The sequence below is a fragment of the Bacillus sp. MBGLi79 genome (assembly GCF_002953915.1).
In genome coordinates this window covers 400791-424154 of the sequence record NZ_CP026521.1, presented here as the reverse complement: position 1 = coordinate 424154, position 23364 = coordinate 400791, and the positions used below count along the sequence as shown (strand labels likewise).

18 protein-coding genes and 2 pseudogenes are annotated in these 23364 nt (G+C 45.0%); 7 read left to right on the top strand and 13 right to left on the bottom strand.

Annotated elements, in window-relative coordinates:
- A partial coding sequence (gene srfAA / locus C1T29_RS02260; RefSeq protein WP_208945603.1) for a surfactin non-ribosomal peptide synthetase SrfAA occupies window positions 1–7742 on the bottom strand: 7742 nt, incomplete at its 3' end.
- Window positions 7743–8305: 563 nt separating this feature from the next.
- Window positions 8306–8668, bottom strand: coding sequence for a transcriptional activator HxlR (gene hxlR / locus C1T29_RS02255; RefSeq protein ID WP_014662740.1), 363 nt, complete (start codon window positions 8666–8668; stop codon window positions 8306–8308).
- A 232-nt stretch (window positions 8669–8900) separates the two neighbouring features.
- On the opposite strand from hxlR, the gene hxlA reads away from it, so the two are divergent.
- The 5 genes from hxlA (at window position 8901) to nin (ending at window position 12979) form a co-directional block, all read left to right on the top strand.
- On the top strand, window positions 8901–9533 hold the full coding sequence (gene hxlA / locus C1T29_RS02250) for a 3-hexulose-6-phosphate synthase (RefSeq protein ID WP_095431239.1): 633 nt from the start codon (window positions 8901–8903) through the stop codon (window positions 9531–9533).
- A gap of 5 nt (window positions 9534–9538) precedes the next feature.
- Window positions 9539–10096 carry a 6-phospho-3-hexuloisomerase gene (gene hxlB, locus C1T29_RS02245; RefSeq protein ID WP_014662738.1) on the top strand — a complete coding sequence of 186 codons (558 nt, stop codon included), beginning with the start codon at window positions 9539–9541 and terminating at the stop codon, window positions 10094–10096.
- 110 nt (window positions 10097–10206) lie between these two features.
- A complete protein-coding gene (gene tlpC / locus C1T29_RS02240; RefSeq protein ID WP_103749806.1) occupies window positions 10207–11928 on the top strand; it encodes a methyl-accepting chemotaxis protein TlpC in 1722 nt (573 codons plus the stop codon).
- Window positions 11929–12104: 176 nt separating this feature from the next.
- Window positions 12105–12554: a DNA-entry nuclease gene (gene nucA, locus C1T29_RS02235; protein ID WP_120698809.1), complete on the top strand. Its 450-nt coding sequence runs from the start codon at window positions 12105–12107 to the stop codon at window positions 12552–12554.
- Window positions 12555–12580: 26 nt separating this feature from the next.
- Window positions 12581–12979, top strand: a complete 399-nt coding sequence (gene nin, locus C1T29_RS02230) for a DNA-entry nuclease inhibitor (protein ID WP_095431236.1) — start codon at window positions 12581–12583, stop codon at window positions 12977–12979.
- 36 nt (window positions 12980–13015) lie between these two features.
- Here nin and bglC read toward each other — a convergent pair whose 3' ends face one another.
- The 7 genes and pseudogenes from bglC to C1T29_RS02195 all read right to left on the bottom strand — a co-directional run bounded on the left by bglC (window position 13016) and on the right by C1T29_RS02195 (window position 17197).
- Window positions 13016–14449 carry a 6-phospho-beta-glucosidase gene (gene bglC / locus C1T29_RS02225; RefSeq protein ID WP_095431235.1) on the bottom strand — a complete coding sequence of 478 codons (1434 nt, stop codon included), beginning with the start codon at window positions 14447–14449 and terminating at the stop codon, window positions 13016–13018.
- Window positions 14450–14521: 72 nt separating this feature from the next.
- A complete protein-coding gene (locus C1T29_RS02220; protein WP_014662733.1) occupies window positions 14522–15250 on the bottom strand; it encodes an AAA family ATPase in 729 nt (242 codons plus the stop codon).
- An 18-nt stretch (window positions 15251–15268) separates the two neighbouring features.
- On the bottom strand, window positions 15269–15610 hold the full coding sequence (locus C1T29_RS02215; protein WP_103749807.1) for a DUF3147 family protein: 342 nt from the start codon (window positions 15608–15610) through the stop codon (window positions 15269–15271).
- Window positions 15598–16020, bottom strand: coding sequence for a MarR family winged helix-turn-helix transcriptional regulator (locus tag C1T29_RS02210; RefSeq protein WP_103749808.1), 423 nt, complete (start codon window positions 16018–16020; stop codon window positions 15598–15600). The genes C1T29_RS02215 and C1T29_RS02210 overlap by 13 nt, the downstream gene beginning before the upstream one ends.
- 125 nt (window positions 16021–16145) lie before the next feature.
- Window positions 16146–16478, bottom strand: a complete 333-nt coding sequence (locus C1T29_RS02205; RefSeq protein WP_103749809.1) for a YckD family protein — start codon at window positions 16476–16478, stop codon at window positions 16146–16148.
- Window positions 16479–16557: 79 nt separating this feature from the next.
- Window positions 16558–17002: pseudogene (locus C1T29_RS02200) on the bottom strand (RDD family protein).
- Between the two features lie 32 nt (window positions 17003–17034).
- Window positions 17035–17197 (bottom strand): annotated as a pseudogene (locus C1T29_RS02195) (hypothetical protein).
- Between the two features lie 179 nt (window positions 17198–17376).
- Between C1T29_RS02195 and C1T29_RS02190 the strand changes: the two are divergent.
- Window positions 17377–18240: a transporter substrate-binding domain-containing protein gene (locus C1T29_RS02190; RefSeq protein WP_040084210.1), complete on the top strand. Its 864-nt coding sequence runs from the start codon at window positions 17377–17379 to the stop codon at window positions 18238–18240.
- 9 nt (window positions 18241–18249) lie between these two features.
- Window positions 18250–18930 (top strand): amino acid ABC transporter permease, encoded by a 681-nt coding sequence (locus C1T29_RS02185; protein WP_103749810.1) that lies wholly within the window; start codon window positions 18250–18252, stop codon window positions 18928–18930.
- A 47-nt stretch (window positions 18931–18977) separates the two neighbouring features.
- Here C1T29_RS02185 and zinU read toward each other — a convergent pair whose 3' ends face one another.
- The 4 genes from zinU to C1T29_RS02165 form a co-directional block, all read right to left on the bottom strand.
- Window positions 18978–20171: a zinc metallochaperone ZinU gene (zinU, locus tag C1T29_RS02180; protein WP_103749811.1), complete on the bottom strand. Its 1194-nt coding sequence runs from the start codon at window positions 20169–20171 to the stop codon at window positions 18978–18980.
- Between the two features lie 318 nt (window positions 20172–20489).
- A complete protein-coding gene (locus C1T29_RS02175; protein WP_103749812.1) occupies window positions 20490–21107 on the bottom strand; it encodes a L,D-transpeptidase in 618 nt (205 codons plus the stop codon).
- Window positions 21104–22018, bottom strand: a complete 915-nt coding sequence (gene folE2 / locus C1T29_RS02170; protein WP_103749813.1) for a GTP cyclohydrolase FolE2 — start codon at window positions 22016–22018, stop codon at window positions 21104–21106. The genes C1T29_RS02175 and folE2 overlap by 4 nt, the downstream gene beginning before the upstream one ends.
- Before the next feature lie 116 nt (window positions 22019–22134).
- Window positions 22135–23340, bottom strand: a complete 1206-nt coding sequence (locus tag C1T29_RS02165; RefSeq protein WP_103749814.1) for an MFS transporter — start codon at window positions 23338–23340, stop codon at window positions 22135–22137.
- Window positions 23341–23364: the final 24 nt, after the last annotated feature.

Here is a 23364-nt window from a genome sequence, read left to right as displayed (position 1 = left end):
TTTGCCTTCGCATTCAGCTCACCGTACGTCCAGGATCGGCCGTTGTATGTGACAGCAGGGCGGTCTTTGTGGCGCTGGACAGTCTCTTCGAATAGCTGATGAACCGTTTTGTCTGTCGGCACAGGCAGCGCTTTGCCTTTCCACGCCTCGAGAAGCGCTTGTTTTTCTGTTTCAGTGACGAGTGACAGGCTGGAAAGCGGCTGGTTCGGGTTCCCGGTAACAGCATTTAAAAGCTGCATCCAGTATTGCTTCCATCGTTCAATCGTTTCCTGCTTAAACAGAGCTGTATTGTATTCAAGTACGAATGTAAGCCCTCCGTCGGTTTCGTCAGCTGTCAGTGTGAGATCAAACTTGGCTGTTTTCCGTTCAAACGGATGCGGCTCAAGCTGAATCCCTTTCATTGTTAAATCCTTTATATTCGCATTTTGCATTGAAAAAACTGCATCGAATAACGGATTTCTGCTTGTGTCACGCTGAACCTGAACATTTCCGATCAAGTCCTCAAGCGGGTAATCCTGCGCATCAAAAGCGCTGAGTGCCGTTTCTTTCACTTCATTAAGATAGTCAGCAAAGGTCTTTTCACCCTTCGGATACGTGCGCAGCGCCAATGTATTGACGAACATTCCGATAACGCGGCTGACGTCCGCTTGAGATCGTCCGGCCACAGGTGAACCGACGATGATATCGTCTTGCCCGCTCAATTTTGATAAAAACGCACTGTATGAAGCCAGAAGCACCATGTAAAGCGTGGAATCCGTTTCTTTTGCAAGCCTGCGCAGAGCATCGGCTTTGCCTGCTTCTAATGAAAATGCAATGCGGTCTCCCTCAAATGTTTGAACGGCAGGCCGGCTGTAGTCAGTCGGAAGCGTCAGCACCGGCAGCTCTCCATCCAGCTCCTTCAGCCAATGTTCCTCTTGCTTCTTGTAAAGCTCAGACTGAATGAACTGCTGCTGCCACACGGCATAATCCTTATATTGAATACGGAGCGGCTCAAGGTCTTCTCCGTCATACAGCTTTGAAAGCTCCTCAATCAGCACACCGACAGACGCACCGTCAGAAATAATATGATGCATATCGAACAGCAGCACATGCTCAGTGTCTGAATGCTTGATAAGCCCTATTCTGAACAGTGGAAGTTGGTCGATTTTGAAAGGCTTAATAAACTCAGAAACGATCCGCTCTGTCTCTTCTTCCGGGGCTTCGAAATAGGCCATCTCACACTCAGCCTCTTTCCAGATCCGCTGCACCGTTTCTCCATCTTTTATTTCAAACGTGGTTCTCAAGGCTTCATGACGCTTCATTAACTGCTGCATGACGCTGTTAAGCCTTTCAACATCAAGCTCACCTGTCAGGCGCAGAACCGCCGGCATGTTATAGCTCGTTTGCGCTCCTTCAAGCTGCTGGAGCACGTACATCCGTTTTTGCGGTGAAGAAACAGGATACGTATCTTGTTTCTCTGCCGGGCTGATGCTTGCGGCTGTCCCTTTTTCAGCAGAAGCAATCACTTGTGCCAAGCCCTCAACCGTCGGTGACTGGAAGAGATTTTTGAGTGACAGCTCAACGCCCAGTTCCTGATGAACCAAGGCAAGCATCTTCATGCCTGCTAATGAGTGTCCGCCAATGTCAAAGAAGTGGTCATAGACGCCGATTCGTTCAGCCTGAAGCACCTGCGCCCAAATGTCTGCGACTTTTTGTTCCGTTTCATTGCGTGGCGCAGCATATGAAACACCTCTTGAAACGTTGGCATCAGGAATCGGCAGCGCTCTCCGGTCAATTTTTCCGTTCCCTGTCAGCGGCAGCTCGTCCATTTGGATAAACACCGCAGGAACCATATATGCCGGCAAGTCCTTCGCAGCATGCTCTCTCAGCTCCTGTGATGAGATGTCTCCCTCTCCGACATAGTAAGCGCAAAGCAGTTGATCTCCCGCTCCTTGTTCAACAGCAAGCACAACACTCTCCTGAACACGATCATGGGTTTGCAGCTGATGTTCGATTTCTCCAAGCTCGATGCGCTGTCCGCGAATCTTCACCTGATGGTCGATGCGCCCGATAAATTCGATGTTGCCATTCGGCAGCCATCTCGCAAGGTCTCCCGTTTTATACATGCGTTCACCGGATGCAAACGGATGGGGAACAAATTTCTCCTCAGTCAGCTCTGGACGATTGTAATAGCCTTTCACGAGTCCTTCGCCGCTGACACAAAGCTCTCCGGCAATCCCCACCGGCTGCACGTGTCCCGTACGGTCAAGAATATATACTTCCGTATTGCTGACCGGTTTTCCAATCGGAACAGACAGCGTGTGCTCCTCTAACTCATCAACCGGATGATATGTCGCGAAAACCGTGCTTTCAGACGGCCCATACATGTGAAGGAGCTTGCCCTTTCCAACCGTTTGCAAAGCTTTTCTGACATGCTCAACTGAAGCCCGTTCCCCGCCAAACATAATCTTGCGCAGCGTTGACAAGCACGCTGGATTCAAGTCCACAAGCAAGTGGAACAAAGCGGTTGTAATCATGAGAATGCTGATGTTCTCCCGTTCAATGACGCGAGACAGGCGAGCCATATCCAAGACGGTTTCCTTCGGTATCAGCACCAGCTTGGCTCCGTTTAACAAAGAGCCGAACATATCGAACATAAACGCGTCAAACACGTAATTAGAAAGTCCGAGAATCGTATCCTGTTCTGTAATGCTGAGATAATTCGTTTTCTTCACCGTACGGAGAATATTGGCATGTGTCACGATATTCCCCTTAGGGGTTCCTGTCGTTCCAGAAGTATACGTCAGGTTGGCCATTGCCGCAGAATCAAGAGGCAGTGCGAGATTTCGCGCTTCGTCATGATAGCTTTCTTCCTCATCTGCGAGCACGATAACGCCGCCAAATTCAGCTTCTTCCGCTAAAGCCTTTAATTTTCTCTGTGTGAGAAGCACCTTTGCGCCGCTGTCACGGAAGAAATGCTGGATTCGCTGAATCGGGTGTTCCGGATCAATCGGAACATAAGCCGAACCTGATTTTAATACTGCCAAGATCGACACAATCATCTCCATTGACCGCTCACATAAGACAGCCGCAGTTCTGCCTTCGCCAGCTCCAAGAGAAAGAATGCCGCGGGCTAAACGATTGGCCCGTTCATTCAGCTCACGATAAGTGAGTGATTCGCCTTCATATTGAAGCGCAGTGTGGTCTGGCGTATTCGCCGCTTGCTCTTCAAACAGCTGAACAATTGTTTTGTCTTTCGGATAAGGTGTTCTGCCCGGGTTAAACTGCTGAATTTGCGAAGCTGCCTCCTCTTCAGAAAGAAGCTTATATTCTGAAATCCGCTGTTCCGGCTCAGCCGCAGCATCTTCAAGCAAACGCGCAAAATGCGTAAGCAGCCTGTTTGCCGTGCTTTGTTTAAAGAGCTTCGTGCTGTAATCCAAATCAAGCTCAATGCCTTCATCGTTTTCTCTCGCCTGCACTGTCAAATCAAATTTGGCTATCTTGAAATTGGTCTCATGAACAGACAAGGACAGATCGCCGACAGCCGGAATGCCCTCTGTCGCGTTTTGAAGGCTGAACATCGTGTCAAACAGCGGATGCCTGCTAACATCACGCGGGATGTTCAACTCTTCAACAAGCCACTCAAACGGATAGTCCTGATGGGAAAAGGCATCCAGCACGCGTTTGCGGACACGCGAGATCAATTGAGTAAACGTCTCATCCTGCTTGACCTCACTGCGAATCGCAAGCGTATTGACGAACATCCCGACAATGCCCTCTGTATCGGAGTGGTTTCTGCCGGCTGACGGCGTCCCGACAATAATGTCATCCTGTCCCGTATACTTTGACAAAAGCGTATAGTAAGCGGAAAGCATCACCATATACAAAGTGGCGCCGTTTTGTTCAGCCAAACGATTGAGGCGATCCTTTATCCCCGCATCCAGCTTGATTGACACCCGATCCCCTTCAAAGCTTTGAACAGGCGGTCTCGGGTAATCGGACAGAAGCTGAAGCACCGGGAGCTCGCCTGCAAAGACTTCCTTCCAATAAGCCCGGTCCTTCTTGTACCCTTCAGCAGCCTGCCTGCTTTGCCATACGGCGTAGTCCTTATACTGGAGACGAAGCTCAGGAAGCTGTTCGCCTTTATAAATGCGTGCTAATTCCTCCAATATAATGCCAATGGATACACCGTCAGAAATCAAGTGGTGCATGTCAAACAGCAGCATATGACGGTTCTCTTCAAGCTTCAGCAAACCGATTCTGAACAGCGGAGCTTTCGCCAAGTCAAATCTCCGAACGAATGAAGCCATAATTGCCTCATCTGAGCGGCCGCCTCTTTCAATCATCTCAATGTTAAATTCAACGCTGTCGTGAATGTTCTGTCTCGGCGTGCTGTTTTCAAGAACAAATGACGTTCTCAAAGACTCGTGGCGTCGAATTAACCCCTGAAATGCGCGCTCCAGTTTTTGAATATCTAAAGGCCCTTCCAGAATTGCTGCCGCCGGCATGTTGTAGCCGACTCCCGCATCCTCGAACTGGCTGACGATATATGTTCGCTGCTGTGCCAGAGAAAGCGGATAATGCTCCTGTTTTTCAGCAGGTTCAATCACAGAAAATGCCCGGCTTTCTCTGTGATCTGCTTCCTGTGCAAGAGCCGCAATCGTCGGATGCTCAAACAAATATTGAAGCGGAATCTCGACGCCTGTTTCCTTATGAATCTTCGTTAAAAGGGTCATGGCCTTCAATGAATGTCCGCCCGTTTCAAAGAAATTGTCAAAGATCCCCGCCTTCTCAACGTTCAGCACATCCTGCCAAATGGCTGCGATTGCTTTTTCAGTCTCATTTCGCGGCGCTGTATAAGCCGTGCCGCTGACAGCCTTCACCTCTAGCGCAAACAGCTTGCGGCGATCGACTTTGCCGCTTGGCGTAAGCGGAATTTCTGTCACGTCTGTAAAGTAAGCCGGCACCATATAGTCAGGAAGCTGTCTGGCCGCATGCTCCCGCAGGCTGGCAGGTGAAAATTCGCTTTCAGGCTTCTGCACAACATATGCGCAAACCTCAAGATTTCCCTGTTCGTCAGGCCGTGCCAAAACAACGGCTTTTGCAACGTCGGGCGCCTGCTGAATCACAGCTTCAATTTCCCCAAGCTCAATCCGGTATCCGCGGACTTTGACCTGGTCATCCTCTCTGCCTAAATATTCGATTGTTCCATCTGGAAGCCAGCGCACCACATCCCCGGTTCGGTACATGCGCTCGCCCGGCACGAACGGATCTTGTAAAAACTTCTCATCCGTCAATTCAGGTAAATGCAAATAGCCTCGGCCTACACCGTCTCCCGCGATATAAAGCTCGCCAGCCACGCCTTCAGGCTGCAGCCGGCCTTTTTGATCCAAAATATATAAGCGGTTATTTCCCAGCGCTTTCCCGATTGGCACATACGCTGATTGAACGGCACTCTCCGGTATAACCGGATGAACAGAGGCGTCAACACACGTTTCAGTCGGTCCGTACACATTGGTCAAACGCGGTGCCGCGCCTGTTTCTTTAAACAGCTTCATCAGCTTATCCGCAACGACAGAGGATAGGCCTTCTCCGCCAATCAGCATATGCTTCAGCTTAAGTCCGCCAAGATCGCCCGCCGCTATCAGCATTTGCAGATGGGCAGGTGTACCATCCGTCGCCTCAATGCTATTTCTCCGATAATAAGCAGCAAGGGCGGCCCCGTTCGTCACTGTTTTCTTCGGTACGATATATAGGGTTTGTCCCAAAAGAAGCGACGCGAAAATCTGCTTCACTGACGCATCAAAGTGGAAAGGCGCAAGCAATGCCATCCGCAGGGTTTGGCAGCCGCTTTGATAAATCGTCTGCTGCAGAGATTCAACCAAGTGATGAACCTGGCGATGCTCGATCATAACGCCTTTCGGACGTCCGGTTGTTCCCGATGTGTAAATAATGTAAGCAAGATTCCGCGCGTTTACATCAGCCTCTGGCATGTCGTCTGCGCCTTCCGCAATCGCCTGATCAAAATCAATCAATTCAGCATCGGACGCAGGAGCTTCAATCTGCGATTCAGTCAGGATGAAGTCCGCCCCGCAATCCTCCAAAATATATTGAATCCGCTCAGCAGGAAAACCGGGATCAATCGGCACATAGGCTCCGCCGGCATTTAAAATCCCCATGATAGATGTAATCATCCGTTCAGAGCGTTCAATCAGTACGGCGACAGGACTATCCGGGCCAACCCCTTTTTGTTTCAGCACATTGGCAATGCGTGCAGATTGCGCATGTAACGCTCGATAGGACAATGTGCGATCTTCAAATACAACTGCTGGGTGATCTGAAAGCAGCTCAGCCTTTTCTCGGAACAGCTCTGGGATCGTCATGTCCTTACGGTAGTTCACAGATTTACCGCCGGCCATCGCAAGCAGCTTCTCTTTCTCCCCTTCAGAAATCAGTGTTAATTCATCAATTGTATGTTCTGGATGCGTTAACGCGTTCTCCAGCATGGTCATCATGCGCTCACAAATCATGTTGATTTCTTCATGTGAAAATAAATCAGTGCGGTAATCAAAATCTATGGTGAGTTTCCCAGTATCCCATCGATCCTTTACATGAATCGAGACATCATTTAATCCGCTGCCGCTGAAAATCGGCTCTGTCAAAAAGGCAAGATCCTCTTCTTTCTGCCACTGCATCACTTGATATTCAAGAGAAACTGTAAACAGCCTGGTCAGAGAGCTCTTTGTTTCACGCAAATCATTGATCAGGAGATTATACGGATACTTTTGGTGGCGAAGTGTCTTCATGAGATCCTTCATCCGATCTTTGACAAATTCTAAAAACGCTTGCCCGCCGTCAATGTTTGTCCGAAGCGGAACCGTAGAAACAAACATGCCTAGCATTTGCTTCTCTTTCGCATTCGTCCGGTTGCCCATAAAGGTTCCCGTCACAACATCATTCTGGCCGCTGACCCTGTACAAATAGGCGGCAAGCAACGATTGAAACACCGAAAGAACACTGACTTTGTTTGCCTCACAAAACGATAGAATCTGTTGATGAAGTGCTTCAGGCACATCTTTAGAGAACCTCTCAGCATCCAAACTCCCTCCTGCGGAAGCATTCCGTTTCAGGGAAACAAGTTCAGGCACCGATTCAAATTGCTTGTTCCAAAACGCCTTGTCCTTTTCAAACCGCTTCGATTGAGCATAGTCCTGTTCAGATAAAACATGATCGATAAATGAATGCGAGATTCCTTCTTTTGACTCTGAGCCGTTGGCTAATTCTAAATAAATGTGCATGATCGCATTCCCGAGAATATTCATGGAGATGCCATCAGAAATTACGTGATGAACATTTGCGTAAAACCACACTTCATTTTCCTTTATGGTGAACAAGGAAAAACGGAACAAATCACAATCGTACAGCGGCAAAGGTTTTTTCGTTTCCTCCCGGCTCCATTGTGAAATAGACTCTATCGCATTCGGATCTCCAGTAGTGTCAGTATGTTTTATATCAACAGGCCGATACTCGCTAATATATTGAACAGGCTCCCCATTTTCATCGAGCCGCAGCCGAAGGCGCATGGACTCATTTCTGCGAATAAACTCTTGAATCGCCTGCCCAACAAGCACATAATCAATCGCATCGACTGAAACCAGCTTACCAATCCCCGCAAGGTTTGAAATACTCGTGTGAGGATAAAATTTTTCTGTATACCAAATTCGTTTTTGTGCATCCGTTAAAGGATAAAAAGTTATTTCCATATTGTCATACCTCCCCTAGTCTTCATAAGCAGTGAACATGTGCAGCGCATTTTCTCTTTTTTATCCATACCAGCTTTTAATTCTTATGAACTAACAACCGAAATAGCCCAAAGTACTACACTTAAAAAGCAGTGCTTCCAATCTACCGCTATTAAAACAGGCTGCCGTCAGTCAGCATTGCGGGGTTTAACACAAGCGAATAAAGACCGCAAGACCCCCACCCTAATAGGAAACAATTTTGGCTATTTATTCATTGTTTTCAATATTTTTTATCTTGCTACCGTTCACTTTAAATGAAAAAAATGTTTTTATCACCGAAAAATGGGTGAAAAGTTTCATGCGGGATGCCGAAAGATTCCAGTTTATTTACAGGGATATTTTTGCGGGATACCGCAATTATTTCCACTAAACATTATTTACAGAAAAATAAAAATTTTTAAAACAAATTGCTGCGTTCAATCTTATTTATTGTTGACTGCGATTTACAGTCTTTACATGATATATGTTTACCGCGCAAAAACCGAAAAACAGGCAAAAAAAAAGACACCCTTGCGAAGAGCGCCTTATAACGATTCTTTCATGACATTTTTGTCGATATCAAACAATTCCATATAGCCTTTCCCCCACTCATACATGGCATCAAGAATAGGCATGAGGCTTTCTCCTTGGGAGGTCAGAGAATATTCAACCCTCGGCGGGACAACCGGATACACTTCCCTGTGAACAATCATATCCTGCTCAAGCTCTCTCAGCTGATTCGCGAGGATCTTCTGCGTAATATCAGGAATCAATGTTTTTAATTCATTGAACCGTTTTGTGCCTTCTTTTCCTAAATGCCACAAAATGAGCATTTTCCACTTACCGCCAATCACTGCAAGCGTTAATTCCTTCTCACAATTAAACCTTTTTCCGTCCATCCGGCTCAAAAGAAATCCCCCCTCAGTAACCTTTTTATATGTTAGATACGTATCGTCACTTACTTACTTTTTTGCAGACTCTTTTTTCATTATACTCACTCATAATACTAAGAGAAAGAAATCTGATTGCCGCTCCACACAGTATCCTCCAAGTAACTTGTTGACTTCAAAGTGCCTACTTCTCATCAATAGAAGGAACCTATAGAATGAAAAATAATTCGAAAAAGGGAGTGGATCAACAATGGAATTACAGCTTGCATTAGACCTCGTCAACATCCCCGAAGCCATTGAGCTTGTCAAAGAAGTGGAACAATATATCGACGTGGTTGAAATCGGAACACCGGTCGTCATTAATGAAGGCCTAAAAGCCGTTAAAGAGATAAAAGACACATTTCCGCAATTGAAAGTTCTCGCAGACCTGAAAATCATGGATGCCGGGGGCTATGAAATCATGAAAGCGTCGGAAGCGGGCGCTGACATCATCACCGTTTTAGGGGCTACAGACGATGCAACGATTAAAGGCGCAGTAGAAGAAGCCAAAAAACAAAAGAAGAAAATCCTAGTGGACATGATTAACGTGAAAGACATCGAATCCCGCGCGAAAGAAATCGACGCACTCGGTGTTGACTACATCTGCGTCCACACTGGCTATGATCTTCAAGCAGAGGGCAAAAACTCTTTCGAAGAATTAACGACAATCAAAAATACCGTAAAAAACGCAAAAACCGCAATCGCAGGCGGCATCAAACTTGATACACTGCCAGAAGTAATCAAACAAAAGCCTGACCTTGTCATTGTTGGGGGCGGAATTACAAGCGCGGCAGACAAAGCCAAAACAGCTTCAAAAATGAAACAGCTGATTGCCCAAGGATAAATCAGATGAAAACGACTGAATACGTAACGGAAATTCTCAATGAGTTACACCGTTCAGCAGCTTATATTTCTGATGAAGAAGCTGACCAGCTTGCCGATCACATTCTTTCGTCTAATCAAATTTTCACTGCGGGTGCGGGGCGGTCTGGCCTGATGGCAAAATCCTTCGCGATGAGATTGATGCACATGGGCTTCAACGCCCATATAGTCGGTGAAATTCTCACTCCGCCGCTCGCCGAAGGAGATCTAGTTATTATCGGCTCAGGCTCAGGCGAGACAAAGAGCTTGATTCATACCGCAGCAAAAGCAAAAAGCTTACACGGAAATGTTGCAGCTTTAACCATCAATCCGCAATCAAGTATCGGAAAACAAGCAGACCTGATCATTAGAATGCCTGGTTCTCCTAAAGACCAGTCAAACGGAAGCTATAAAACCATCCAGCCAATGGGATCATTATTTGAACAAACGTTGCTGCTATTCTACGACGCAGTAATTTTAAAACTTATGGAGAAAAAAGAGCTCGATTCTGAAACCATGTTCACCCACCACGCGAACCTTGAATAGCCTCACACAACCGGCCTGAAGATCAGGCCGGTTTTATTTTTTCTAAAATAAAACTTTAAGCCCGAAAACCCGATAAGTAATATGACCTACGAATCACAAAAGGAGGAATTATGTTGATAAAACGACTTAAGTTAAAGCTAGGAACTAAAATTCTTTTCCTGGTTTTTGTGGTGATTCTTTTATTTTCCGCATCAGTCGGCACGGTGATGCTTAAGGAAATTACAGAAAACATGAAACAAATGGCAACTGAAAAAGCGAAAGGGGATCTCGCTTTAAGCAATGCTTATATTGATGATGTCATTTCAGGGGACTGGCAGGTGAAAAACAATAAGCTCTATAAAGGGCAAACACAAATCAATGGAAATGAAGATATCGTTGATCTGCTTGGCGAAAAAACGGGTGATACCATTACCATTTTCCAAGGCGATACTCGTGTTGCAACCAATGTCATGAAGAATGGAGAAAGAGCTGTTGGCACCCAGGCTTCTTCTGAAGTTACTGACACTGTATTAAAGAACGGAAAACGGTTCTACGGACAAGCAGATGTTGCAGGCTCTTCTTATCAGACGGCATACATGCCGTTAAAAGATCAAAACGGGAACATTATCGGCATGCTTTATACCGGAGCCAATCAAAGCATATTAGCATCACTTACACATTCGCTTTTCACTCAATTCGCTATCGTTCTTGTTATCGTCATTATGGTATCAGTCATCCTTGTCCTGGTTTTCACAAAAAAAATCAATAAGCGGCTGAACGCTTTAAAAAGCGCGTTTGAAAGTGCCGGAAACGGAGACATGACAATAGTGGTGTCAGATAAAACCGGTGACGAGCTCTCAGAACTAAGCGCCTATTATAACAAGATGAGAATGAAGCTGAACGATACCATCCAAACTGTACAACAATCAGCCCTTCAGCTTGCATCAGCCTCTCAGCAGCTCTCAGCCGGAGCAGAAGAAACGAATCAAGCTTCAGAAAAGATTACAGAAGCTGTACAGCAGATTGCAAATGGAGCCCAAGATCAGATCACACGAATTGAAAACAGTGAAAGCTCATTACAACAAGCTTCAGCAGACATCCGGGATATTTCTGCAAATACTGCCGCTATCGCCGACAAAGGACAGCTCGCGCAATCAAAAGCAGATATTGGGCAAAAGGAAATTTTACATGTACAGGCTCAAATGGACGCGATTCACAATTCAATTCAGAAAAGCGGAGAAATCATACACCAGCTAGACAGCCGCTCTAAACAAATTGAGCAAATTTTATCGGTCATCACCCAAATTGCCGACCAGACAAACCTGCTTGCGCTGAATGCAGCGATCGAAGCTGCCAGAGCCGGTGAACATGGAAAAGGCTTTGCTGTTGTTGCCGATGAGGTACGCAAATTAGCGGAAGAGTCTCAACAGTCTGCGGGACAGATTTCAAAACTGATCAAAGAAATACAAAATGATATGAACCAATCTGCAAGATCTGTTGAGCATGTGAAAACAGAAGCTGCAGAAGGAGTCACCATGATCCAGCGCACCAGAGATGCATTTAAGGAAATTGCAGCTGCAACAGGTGAAATCAGCGCCGAGATTAGTGATTTATCAGCATCTGTAACAAACATTTCAGCCAGTGCACATCAAATAAATGATTCCTTTGCAGCCAATACGGCCGACATTAAAGAATCTACTCAAAATACCCGGCAAGCGGCTGCATTAACAGAGGAGCAATTTGCTGCAATGGAGGAGATTACCGCAGCTTCTGAAACGCTGTCTCAATTAGCTGAGGAGCTTACCGGTATCATAAGCCAATTTAAAATGATTAATCAAGCTGAAAACGGCTGATGACTTACTATCATTATTGTAAATTGGCATTCGTATTTTGCTGAAAACTAATATTTCGACCTGCTAAAATTACGATTTCTGCAATAAACTGAGCAGAAAACCTAAAATTTAAACCTTTACACCACATGCTTTCTGGATTACTCTTGTGTCAGTTTTAAAGTTGCTAAAAGCGGGAGGTGAACATCACGATGGACATCATAAAAACAATACTTCTCGTCATCGTCGTCATAGCAGCTGCAGCTGTCGGCCTGATAAAGGGAGACTTTTTCTCAGCTGATCAAAAAACGTCTCAAACGAAAGAATATGACGAAACGATCGCCCTCCCTTCTGACCGTTATCCCGAAACGGCCAAACATATTAAGGATGCGATAAATGAGGGGCACTCAGATGTGTGCACCATCGACAGAGACGGAGCTGAGGAACGCCGCGAGCAATCATTAAAAGACGTACCGCCAAAAACGGGGTATGACAGAGATGAATGGCCAATGGCCATGTGCAAAGAAGGCGGTGAGGGAGCTTCTGTAGAATACATTTCTCCCGCTGACAATCGCGGAGCAGGCTCTTGGGTCGGGCATCAGCTTACCGATTATCCAGACGGCACAAAGGTTTTATTCACAATTCAGTAAACAGTACATAGAGGAGGAACAGCACATTGATCAAATCATGGAAGCCGCAAGAACTTTCGATTTCATATCATCAATTTACTGTATTTCAAAAGGATTCTGCACCTCCTGTAATGGATTGGACTGACGAAGCGATTGAAAAAGGTTATACTGCGGCAGACGGGGCCATTTCCTTTGAGGCGCAGCGAAATACAAAGGCCTTTATTCTTTTGCGCCTGAACAGTTCAGAAACAGTAAACGCCTACGAGAAAAAAGTGACTGTTCCTTTTCATCTCACAGAAAACGGAATTCAAATTGAAAGCATCATGTCTAAAAGACTGTCCTTTGATCTCCCCAAAGGAGACTATCAATTGACATGCTGGACTGTGCCGGCTGAAATGTCAGATTTGCACGCTGACACTTATATTATTGATGCTGTTTCTGTGTAATGAAAAACCCCTGAGAGAATAACTCTCAGGGACTCTTTATAAACTTTCTCCGTTCGTCTTGATGACATCTTGATACCAATAAAAGCTTTTTTTCTTCAAGCGTTTTAAATCGTATGTGCTTTCTTCATCACGATTGACATATACAAATCCGTATCTTTTTTGGTAGCCGTTCAGCCAGCTTAACAGATCAGTAAACGACCAGCTGCAATAGCCGATTAAATCGACACCGTCACTGATGGCTTGTCTGCATTGCTCAAGATGCGAACGCAAATAATCAATTCGATAATCATCCTGTACAGTGCCGTCCTCACCTTTATCAAATTCACCTAAACCGTTCTCTGTTATAAACACTGGAAGCTGATAGCGGCTTGTAATTCGGCGAAGACCGATACGCAGCCCAATTGGGTCAATTGTCCAATCCCAGTTGCTCGTTGTCAAGTGAGGATTTTTTTTCGTTTTGAACACTCCCGGTATCCCCGTCTCCTGATTGGTTCCCTTTTGGCCTGTCGTATTCATTTTCCCTTCCGACACACCATCAAGCGGATTTCGTTCGTAGGTGATCGTCTGATAATAATTGACACCTACAAAATCAGGCCTCCCTTTGGCAAGGAGCTCCATATCTCCCGCTTCGATAGTCGGCGCCCATCCCTGTTTTTCCAAGTAACGGAAAGGGATTTGCGGGTAGGTTCCCCAGCAATACATGTCAAGCCACCAATTGTTCATAAATTCTTCTGCGTTTTCAAATGCCAGGATATCCTCTGGATGGCTTGATAAAGGATAAGCCGGAGAATAAGCAAAGCTTGGTCCGATTTTGCCTTGAGGCACATAATCTCTAAAGGATTCAATGGCTTTTGCATTAGCCAGAAATGCAATATGGTTTGCTTCATAAAATCGTTTTCTGTCTTTCACTCCAGGCGGATGCATGGCTGTAATAAAGCCGTGATTAAAATTGTAGTTCTGTTCGTTTAACGTAACCCAATATTTCACTCTATCTCCAAAACGTTTATAAAGAGTAATACAGTAATGATTAAAATCCTCTATGATTTTTCTTGACTCAAACCCGCCGTACTCGTCCATAAGCGCTTGAGGCAAATCCCAGTGATATAAAGTCAAAACCGGCTCGATGTGATGAGAAAGCAATTCATCAATCAGGTTGTCGTAAAACGCTAGACCTGCTTCATTGATCTCTCCTCTTCCTTTTGGAAAAATCCGCGGCCAGCTGACGGAAAATCGATACGCTTTTAATCCCATCTCAGCCATCAGGGCGACATCTTCTTTATATCGGTGATAATGGTCAACCGCAATGTCTCCATTGGTTCCTTTAAACGTTTTGCCAGGTATTTTCGTAAATACATCCCAAACAGAAGGGCCTTTGCCATCTTCATTCCATGCGCCTTCAATCTGGTACGCTGCAGAAGCAGAGCCCCACAAAAAATGTTTCGGAAAAGATTCTGGATGCTGGTGAATCATAGTGTTTATCACTCCTGAATGATTTGATAAACCTATCATAGGCTATGAAACGCGTTTCAGATCAACTCGATCTTAGTCGCGGAACAGTTCAGCTAATATTTTTTCTCTTTGTCCAAGAAAATATCGTGTTAATTGAACATGTTCTGTATTCTCATATTCAATATGATGTATTCTTCCATCATCAAAGCTTAAAATATTAGCATTGGGATAGCCCAGCAGGATAGGGGAATGAGTCGCAATGATCATTTGTACCTTTCCGCCCTTCACCAAATCATGTATAACTCTCAAAAAAGCTAGCTGCCTAGCTGGAGAAAGCGCTGCTTCTGGCTCATCTAAAAGATAAATCGCTTTCTCTTTAAAACGATGACGGAATAGAGACATAAAGGACTCTCCATGTGATTGTTTGTGTAGCGGTCTCCCTCCATAGGAACGGTAGGGCTGAGGAGCATCTAATTCCATTTCATCCAGATGAAGAGAAAGATGATAAAACGCTTCAGCTCTTAAAAAGAAGCCATTTGTTACCTTTGGAAGCCAAGATAAACGTATGTAATCTCCTAAATGGGAATCTGACTCCTGTAATTCATAGACATTATTTCGGCTTCCACCCGCTGTATTGAATTCACACTTATCTGCTATCGCTTCAAGCAAAGTAGATTTTCCAGACCCATTTTCCCCCACAAAAAAAGTCACTTGGCTAGTAAATAAGATGTCATTTAATTGACTTATAGCCGGGATAGTAAAAGGAAATCTGTCAAAGTCCAAAATCTTATCTCGAAGAAGAGTAACCTTTTTTAAAAACATAGCATCTCCTTTCTATACTCAGTTAAATAATATATTGAGAAAGATCTTCTGCATCCATAAAAACATAGCCCATCCTAGTATTCCAACACATAATGCAAACCAAAACGGCACATGAATTTTCAGCAAAAAAGCCAAAATAGCTAGTAAACAAACTGTAGCTGGGATTCCTGTAAGCACACCAGATGCAAATTGACTTAATTGAACTGTTTTTTCACCTTGTAACTGCATCCAAAAAAGGCTTAATAAACTGACCAAGGGCAAAGCGGCAATGATCCCTCCATAGGTCGGATGTCTTTTTGATATTTCAGTAACAAAACCGATAATCAACGCAGAGATGATTACTTTACTTAAAACTGCCATTGTTTAGCTTTCCTACTCAATAGTTCAAATGCCTGTTCAACTAATTCCTTTTCTGATGTGCTCATTCGTTCAATTATTTCTTTCAATTTCTCTTTATCTAGCTGTGTATGCTGTTCAAGAACAGCTCTTCCTTCTTGCGTTAAGAAAACGAAAACTTTTCTTTCATCCTGCTGACTTCGCCGTTTAGCTATAAATTCCTTTTGAATCAAACGTTTAATATGCTCAGACGCTGTATTGTGTGAGACAGACAAGTATTCAGCCAAAGCTCCTATTGTTGCCTCACCTTGCTTTTCGATATGTTGCATGATTCGTATTGCCTGGTGAGAAATATTATCCTTATGTTGATAATGTAATAAATAATAAATTTCTGTCCACTGCTGATTAAGTTTTGCTATGAAGTCCGTTTCCATCTTTATACACCTCATTTATATCTTATCATAAGATATAATCAATTTAAACGATGTATTTTTCGGAAAATTCATTTTGCAACCTTTAACAATAAAAAAGCACCCAACTCCCATTGGATGCTTACATCTTAATGTCTTTTTTCAAATTTATGCGGGTGGGGATGGAGCTTTGGAACAAAACCGTTTTGTTTCATCATTTCAAAGTGTTTGTCCATGTGATTTTTGATATATTCTCCTCTTTCTTTAGGCAGTACGCCGTATTGTACATACTTTGAGATCACGTCTTTGCGTTTTTTTAGAATCTCTGCTTCCATTTTTTCAATCTCTTTCTTTTGCCGATCTGTCAGTGTGACATTTGCGGGAGGCTGCTGCTGTTTTTCAGCGGCTTCAGCTATACCGGTCAGAGAAATGACAGCCGCGGCAATAAACATTGTGATCAAGTTGATAGTTATTCGTTTCATCCAGTTTATTCCTCCAATCCTATTTTTCATATGTTTTGCTGCATTGTATTTTTTATGCATAAAATAAAAAGAGCGAACATTATTCGCTCTTTCTAATCTCTTCGTCAGTATAAAGTTCTTCTTCATCGGGCGACGCGTACGTGACATACGTTCCTGCGATTAAATCATGCAGAGTTCGTTTGTCTTCTCGTACAGCAATCAGAATCAGGCTGGCGATCAAGCCGAGTCCGAAGGTTATACCGTAAACCAATAACCCGTAAAAACATTGTTAACAGGCTGACTTGTGATCCGTCTTTTTTTACGATTCTGATTCCGCAGATTCTTTTTCCGATAAGGTAGCCGCGCCAAAACACCGGCAGCAGCATAGAGTACAGCAGAACAACCAAGCCGATGAACAGGCTGTCGTTCGGGTCTTTTCCTGTAATCAGCCAATAGATCAGCAAAAGAGGTACCGAGACTATAATGTAATCTAACAATGCAGCTCCCAGTCTGATCCAAAATCCGGCTGGTTTGTAAATATTCATTTGCCCCCCATTACGGTTTAAATATTTCCATTTTATTCCTCACCGAATATATCATATGCCTTAGGGGCAGCAGCAAGACTTAATTTATTCTGAAGATCGCTTTCATGCCTCTTGACCATTTCTTACGGTATTGGCATAGATGAATGACGGATCTGCTGCATCCTTCCTTTAACATGCGTTTCCTTGGTACGTCAGGCATTCATCCTTGGATAACTCCTTTTTTCATCACCTCTTCCCTTCATAGCCGCTTTTAAACACCCACCCATACCTTTTGTATACACAATTCGAACTTTTTGAAAACGTCATCAACATATTGCAACCCCTTATGTTCAATGCTATCTTTTTAGTTGATTAACAGATTGGGGGAACTATAGGTGAAATCATTCAAGCAATCCAAAGCCGTTATATTCAGTTTCACAATGGCTTTCTTTCTTATATTGGCAGCCTGTTCCGGCAAAAATGAAGCCGATTCCAAGGATACAGGCTGGGAGCAGATTAAGGATAAAGGGAAAATCGTAGTCGCTACATCAGGTACGCTCTATCCTACTTCTTATCACGATACCGACTCTGGCTCTGATAAGCTGACGGGCTACGAGGTTGAAGTCGTTCGCGAAGCGGCAAAACGATTGGGCCTGAAGGTTGAGTTCAAGGAGATGGGCATTGACGGGATGCTGACAGCGGTGAACAGCGGACAGGTTGACGCAGCCGCGAATGACATCGATGTGACGAAGGACCGCGAGAAGAAGTTCGCATTTTCTACTCCTTATAAATATTCATACGGCACGGCAATCGTCCGTAAAGACGATTTATCAGGGATTAAAACGCTTAAGGATTTGAAAGGGAAGAAAGCGGCTGGCGCTGCTACCACCGTCTACATGGATGTCGCGAGAAAATACGGCGCCAAAGAAGTGATTTATGATAATGCGACGAATGAGCAATATTTAAAAGATGTCGCCAACGGACGCACTGATGTCATTTTAAACGACTATTACCTGCAGACACTCGCGCTCGCAGCATTCCCGGATCTCAACATTACGATCCATCCTGACATCAAGTACATGCCGAACAAACAGGCGCTTGTCATGAAAAAAAGCAATGCGGCACTTCAGAAAAAGATGAATGAAACATTGAAGGAAATGAGCAAGGATGGCACTTTGACTAAGCTGTCGAAGCAATTCTTCAATAAAGCAGATGTATCAAAGAAACTGAATGTCGACGTTCAGGACGTTGATTTGTAATCGGACGCCATGATCAATAGCATTCAGTGGGAATATATTTTCAACACGAAGCTGGCCATTGAATCGTTTCCTTATGTCATAAAAGGCATTGGGTATACACTGCTCATCTCTTTTGTAAGCATGTTTGCGGGAACTGTGATCGGCCTGTTCATATCACTCGCCAGAATGTCTAAGCTTGCTTTGTTAAGATGGCCGGCGAAGCTCTATATCTCATTTATGCGGGGCGTTCCGATTTTGGTGATTTTGTTTATCCTTTATTTTGGGTTTCCATACATCGGCATTGAATTTTCCGCTGTCACGGCTGCTTTAATCGGCTTTAGCCTTAACAGTGCCGCCTACATTGCAGAAATTAACCGTTCAGCCATTTCATCCGTTGATAAAGGACAATGGGAAGCGGCATCCTCGCTGGGCCTTTCCTATTGGCAGACGATGAGGGGCATCATTTTGCCGCAATCGATACGTATTGCGCTGCCTCCGCTTGCCAATGTATTGCTCGACTTAATCAAAGCGTCATCTCTCGCTGCAATGATTACAGTGCCGGAATTGCTCCAGCATGCGAAAATCATCGGAGGCAGAGAGTTTGATTACATGACCATGTATATTCTGACCGCTCTCATTTATTGGGCCATCTGCTCAATTTCCGCAACCTTTCAGAATATCCTTGAGAAAAAATACGCTCATTATGTTTAAACAAACGTTTCATTAAAAAAGCCGCTCCCCCAGGGAACGGCTTTTTTCTATTGATTCAGTTTCCATTTAAATGGGTCTTCAAACAGCGACCAGTCGGAATCAAATTCATACTCAGTCAGCAGGCATTGATCAAGCTCTTTCGTGATCGCTTCTTCATCCAGATCAGTTCCAATAAACACTAACTGCGTTAGGCGGTCGCCAAATTCAGGGTCCCACTCCGCCAACATTTCCGGCTCTTGCTGTTTGACTTGCTCCTGCTCAAGCTTTGGCAGCGCCGCCACCCAATATGATACAGGCTCAATCGTAACCGACGGACCTGCTTGCGACATCAGTAAAGCAAGGTTGTTATGAGATGCGCACCAGACGATTCCTTTGGCACGAACCACGTTCTTTGGCATTTGATCCAGCCAACGGTAAAATCGTGTAGAATGAAACGGCAAACGTCTCTTATACACAAATGAAGAGATACCGTATTCTTCTGTTTCCGGGGTGTGTTCCGCATGGCCTGCCGTCAGCTCTTGAATCCAGCCGGCCGATCCGCTCGCTTCCTCGAAGTTAAATAGCCCTGTATGTAAAATCTCCTGCGGTTTTACATTTCCTTTGACAGAACGGATGAATTTGGCCCTAGGCTGCAGTTTGCGAAGAACGTTTTCAAGCTGTTCAAGCTCTTGCTCGCTGACCAAATCACATTTATTTAAGATCAGTACATCACAAAACTCAATTTGATCGATCAAGAGGTCGGCGATTTCTCTTTCATCCTCTTCCCCCAATGCCTCTTTGCGGTCCAGAAGGCTTTCGCCTGACTGATAATCATGCCAAAAACGGTTGGCATCCACCACTGTCACCATCGTATCCAGCTGACAGAATTTTGTCAGGTCGATTCCCATCTCTTCATCGATATAAGAGAAAGTCTGGGCCACCGGGATCGGTTCGCTGATTCCTGTTGATTCGATGACGATATAATCAAACCGTCCGTCCTTTGCCAGCTTCTCAACCTCTATTAATAAGTCTTCGCGAAGCGTGCAGCAAATGCAGCCGTTTGACATTTCCACAAGCTTTTCATCTGTTCTGGAAAGGCCCCCTTCCTGCTTAACCAAGCCCGCGTCAATGTTCACCTTGCTCATATCGTTTACAATGACCGCTATTTTTAAGCCTTCGCGATTCTGCAGAATGCTGTTCAACAACGTTGTTTTTCCCGCACCGAGATAGCCGCTCAGTACGGTAACCGGAATTTTTTTCATCATGATATCCTCCCTTTAAAATAGAACGATTACGATTTAAATTTTATGCTTCGCCGTATAAGCAATGGTGTAAGCAGCTTTTCGCGCTCCGAAAACATTTCTTGCTGCCGCCCGATTGCTAAATCAGTAAAGGCTCCAACCGCGTTTAATCCTTTTCCCCATCGCAAATCTCTTCCCCTTGCCGACAGCAAGATCCTTAATCAATGTCTTTCTGTTTCTCACGGATGCATCAGCCAATGATAACCCATTTATCACAAAACGTAATTGTTACGATTTGAATTGTATGGTCTTTTTTCCTTTTTGTCAACAGCTTTCAATTCAGTTGATCACCACTTTTGTATGTTCAGGGATATTTTCATATATCCATTTCGCATCCGGGATGGTCAGCCTGATACACCCGTGAGATGCTTTCGTTCCTAGTTTTGCTGCTTCAGCTTTGATGACTTTTGGATCCTTTGTCATTGGCACACTGTGAAATAGAAATTCTCCATGGTTTTTCCATGATACCCAATATTCCGCGCCTTCCTGGTATCCTTCGGAGAAAAACCATTCTCCCCGTTCAGGCTCTATATGAAAGGTGCCCTTTGGCGTAGCATCATCTTTTGTTTGATCCAGTCCTGACGAGACAATCATTGTATATAAAGTTTTACTTCCTTCTTTGATGTAAGCCTTCTGTTCTTTCACGTCCACATCAATCCAGACATGTTTCTGCTTGATATCCGGGTATTTACCGCCCGATGGTTTTGTCCAATCGATGCTAGTTTTTTCTGTCTTTTGGTCGGACGTTACGTGCTCTGCCGTTTTCTTTGTATCAGCGCTTGCATGTTCTTCCGTTTTCTTTTTATCGGCACTTGCGTGTTCTTCCGCATGATCGGAGCAGGCTGACAGCAGGCATGCTGGCATAAAAACGGCAACAATGAATAATGAGAGTTTCATATTCTATCCACTTCCTTTGAAAAACACAGCTTCGCATAGGCATCGTGGAGATGGATTGATTCTTCATTCCGGCATTCAATCTCAAAGGCTGACACCCATTCAAGCTCAAACAAATCCGCAGCAATCAGCCGGGCGAGATCCTCAACAAACCTCGGATTCTCATAGGCCGTTTCCGTCACCGCTTTTTCATCAGGGCGCTTCAATACCGGATGCAGTCTCGCAGAGGCATTTGATTCTGCGGCGTGAAGTAAATCAGCTTTAACATCACTTGGCAGCGATGCAGCCGGGTGAATATCAGTCCAAATATTGACCGTTCCCCGCTGATTATGGGCACTGTATTCACTGATTTCCTTGGAACAAGGGCACAGAGTCGTTACTTTAGCTGAGATGCCGGCACGCTGTTTAAACGGCTGATCTTCACGATACGTAACAGACATGAATATGTCAGCATGCATCAGACCCGTTTTCTCAAGCTTCGGACTTTCTCGTTCGAAAAACCATGGAAACCTCACTTCAACTGAAGCAGAGGATGCGTCCATGTTTTCTGCAAGCTCTTTCGTAAATTGCTGAAGGGAGGAAAATGAGAGAATCCAGCCGTTTTGATGATAGACTTGGAGCAGCTCTGTTAACCGGCTCATGTTTATCCCCTTTTGATTTCTCGGCAAATCACAAGTCATAATAAAGTTCGCGGCCGTTGTTTGCTCGGCAGGCGCCATGGCAGAAGTGATTGTGACTGGATGGGACACATTCGCGACACCTACATGCTGAATGTCAAAAAAATAATCCTTCCTGATATTTTGCAGGTCCTTCATTTTCTCTTTTTCCACTGGTTTCTCACCCTTGGCCGGACTGACCGACCCAAAGTATTGAAGACGCTCCGGTTTTCCCGGAAGCGGCATGTGTTGATTCATTCAGAAAACTCCTCTCGCCAACAAATCGTAATAATTACTATTTATTTTGATCGGTTCACTGATGAAAATCAAGAGAAAATAAAAAAGACACGCACAAACGCGTGTCCGTCAAAAACCTACACATCCGCCGGGCTGCTTTCCGCGCTCCAGCTTTTCCGCCAGTAATAGCCTGCGGCGAGCACAAGCGCAAACGCCAGCAGCGCGATACAGGAAAACGTGATAAAACCGATGGCATACGTGCCTGTCATCTGTTTGAGGGAACCTAGGATGTTCGGCAGGAAAAACCCTCCGATTCCTCCGGCCGCACCGACGATTCCCGTCACCATGCCAATTTCTTTGCGAAAACGCTGCGGCACGAGCTGGAATACTGCGCCGTTGCCCATTCCGAGTCCCATCATTCCGACAAACAATAGAACAATGACCATTGAGAGGGACGGCAGGCTGCTGACTCCGGCCATACACAGTGCCACGATGACAAACAATACAGAAAGAACTTTCGTGCCGCCGACGCGATCCGAAATCAAACCCCCGACAGGCCTGAAAAAGCTCCCCGCCGCCACACATAATGTAACGAAGTCCCCTGCGTGAATTTTTGACAGCTGGTATTGATCAACAAAGAAAATAGATAAAAAGCTTGAGAGCCCGACAAATCCGCCAAATGTGACGCTATACAGCAGGCAGAAAAACCATGTTTCCTTTTGCCCGAACACATGAAGATAGCTTTTGAGCGGCTGCGGAGCCGGCTGTGCAGGAGAATCTTTAGCCAAGGAGACAAAAAGAATAAAGACGATCAATAATGGAATAAGCGCAATTCCCATAACAATGTGCCAGCCGAACTGCTCTGCCAGACGAGGGCCAAACAGGGTTGCAAACAACGTGCCGCTGTTTCCCGCGCCGGCAATCCCCATCGCAAGCCCCTGCAAATGAGGCGGATACCAGCGGCTTGCCATTGGCAGCGCAACGGCAAAGCTTGCCCCAGCTACGCCAAGCAGAATCCCGATGGCATACAGCTCAGTCAGTGAACGGCCGCCAAATGTCCCCCACAGCAGCGGAATCATTGTCACCAGCATCCCGATCACTGCCGTTTTTTTCGGTCCGATTCTGTCCGTTAAAATACCCAGAATGATACGAAACACAGACCCAGATAAAATCGGCACAGCCACGACAAGCCCTTTCTCAAAAGGAGACAGGTCAAAATCCTGAGAAATATAAACACCCAGCGCCCCAAGCATCACCCATATCATAAAACTGACATCAAAATATAAAAAGGAACAGAGCAAAGTGAGTGGATGACCGCTAGTTTTCAGTTCCGACAGCTTCATAAGATTCCCCTTTCTTGACCCTCA

Coding starts and splice junctions, on each gene's coding strand:
- C1T29_RS02215 (WP_103749807.1), bottom strand. CDS start 15,610: ATGGCAGTTTTAAGTAAAGTAATCATCTCTGCGTTGATTATCGGTTTT.
- C1T29_RS02220 (WP_014662733.1), bottom strand. CDS start 15,250: ATGTTTTTAAAAAAGGTTACTCTTCTTCGAGATAAGATTTTGGACTTT.
- hxlB (WP_014662738.1), top strand. CDS start 9,539: ATGAAAACGACTGAATACGTAACGGAAATTCTCAATGAGTTACACCGT.
- folE2 (WP_103749813.1), bottom strand. CDS start 22,018: ATGAATCAACACATGCCGCTTCCGGGAAAACCGGAGCGTCTTCAATAC.
- C1T29_RS02185 (WP_103749810.1), top strand. CDS start 18,250: ATGATCAATAGCATTCAGTGGGAATATATTTTCAACACGAAGCTGGCC.
- zinU (WP_103749811.1), bottom strand. CDS start 20,171: ATGAAAAAAATTCCGGTTACCGTACTGAGCGGCTATCTCGGTGCGGGA.
- C1T29_RS02205 (WP_103749809.1), bottom strand. CDS start 16,478: ATGAAACGAATAACTATCAACTTGATCACAATGTTTATTGCCGCGGCT.
- C1T29_RS02210 (WP_103749808.1), bottom strand. CDS start 16,020: ATGGAAACGGACTTCATAGCAAAACTTAATCAGCAGTGGACAGAAATT.
- hxlA (WP_095431239.1), top strand. CDS start 8,901: ATGGAATTACAGCTTGCATTAGACCTCGTCAACATCCCCGAAGCCATT.
- tlpC (WP_103749806.1), top strand. CDS start 10,207: ATGTTGATAAAACGACTTAAGTTAAAGCTAGGAACTAAAATTCTTTTC.
- C1T29_RS02165 (WP_103749814.1), bottom strand. CDS start 23,340: ATGAAGCTGTCGGAACTGAAAACTAGCGGTCATCCACTCACTTTGCTC.
- bglC (WP_095431235.1), bottom strand. CDS start 14,449: ATGATTCACCAGCATCCAGAATCTTTTCCGAAACATTTTTTGTGGGGC.
- C1T29_RS02175 (WP_103749812.1), bottom strand. CDS start 21,107: ATGAAACTCTCATTATTCATTGTTGCCGTTTTTATGCCAGCATGCCTG.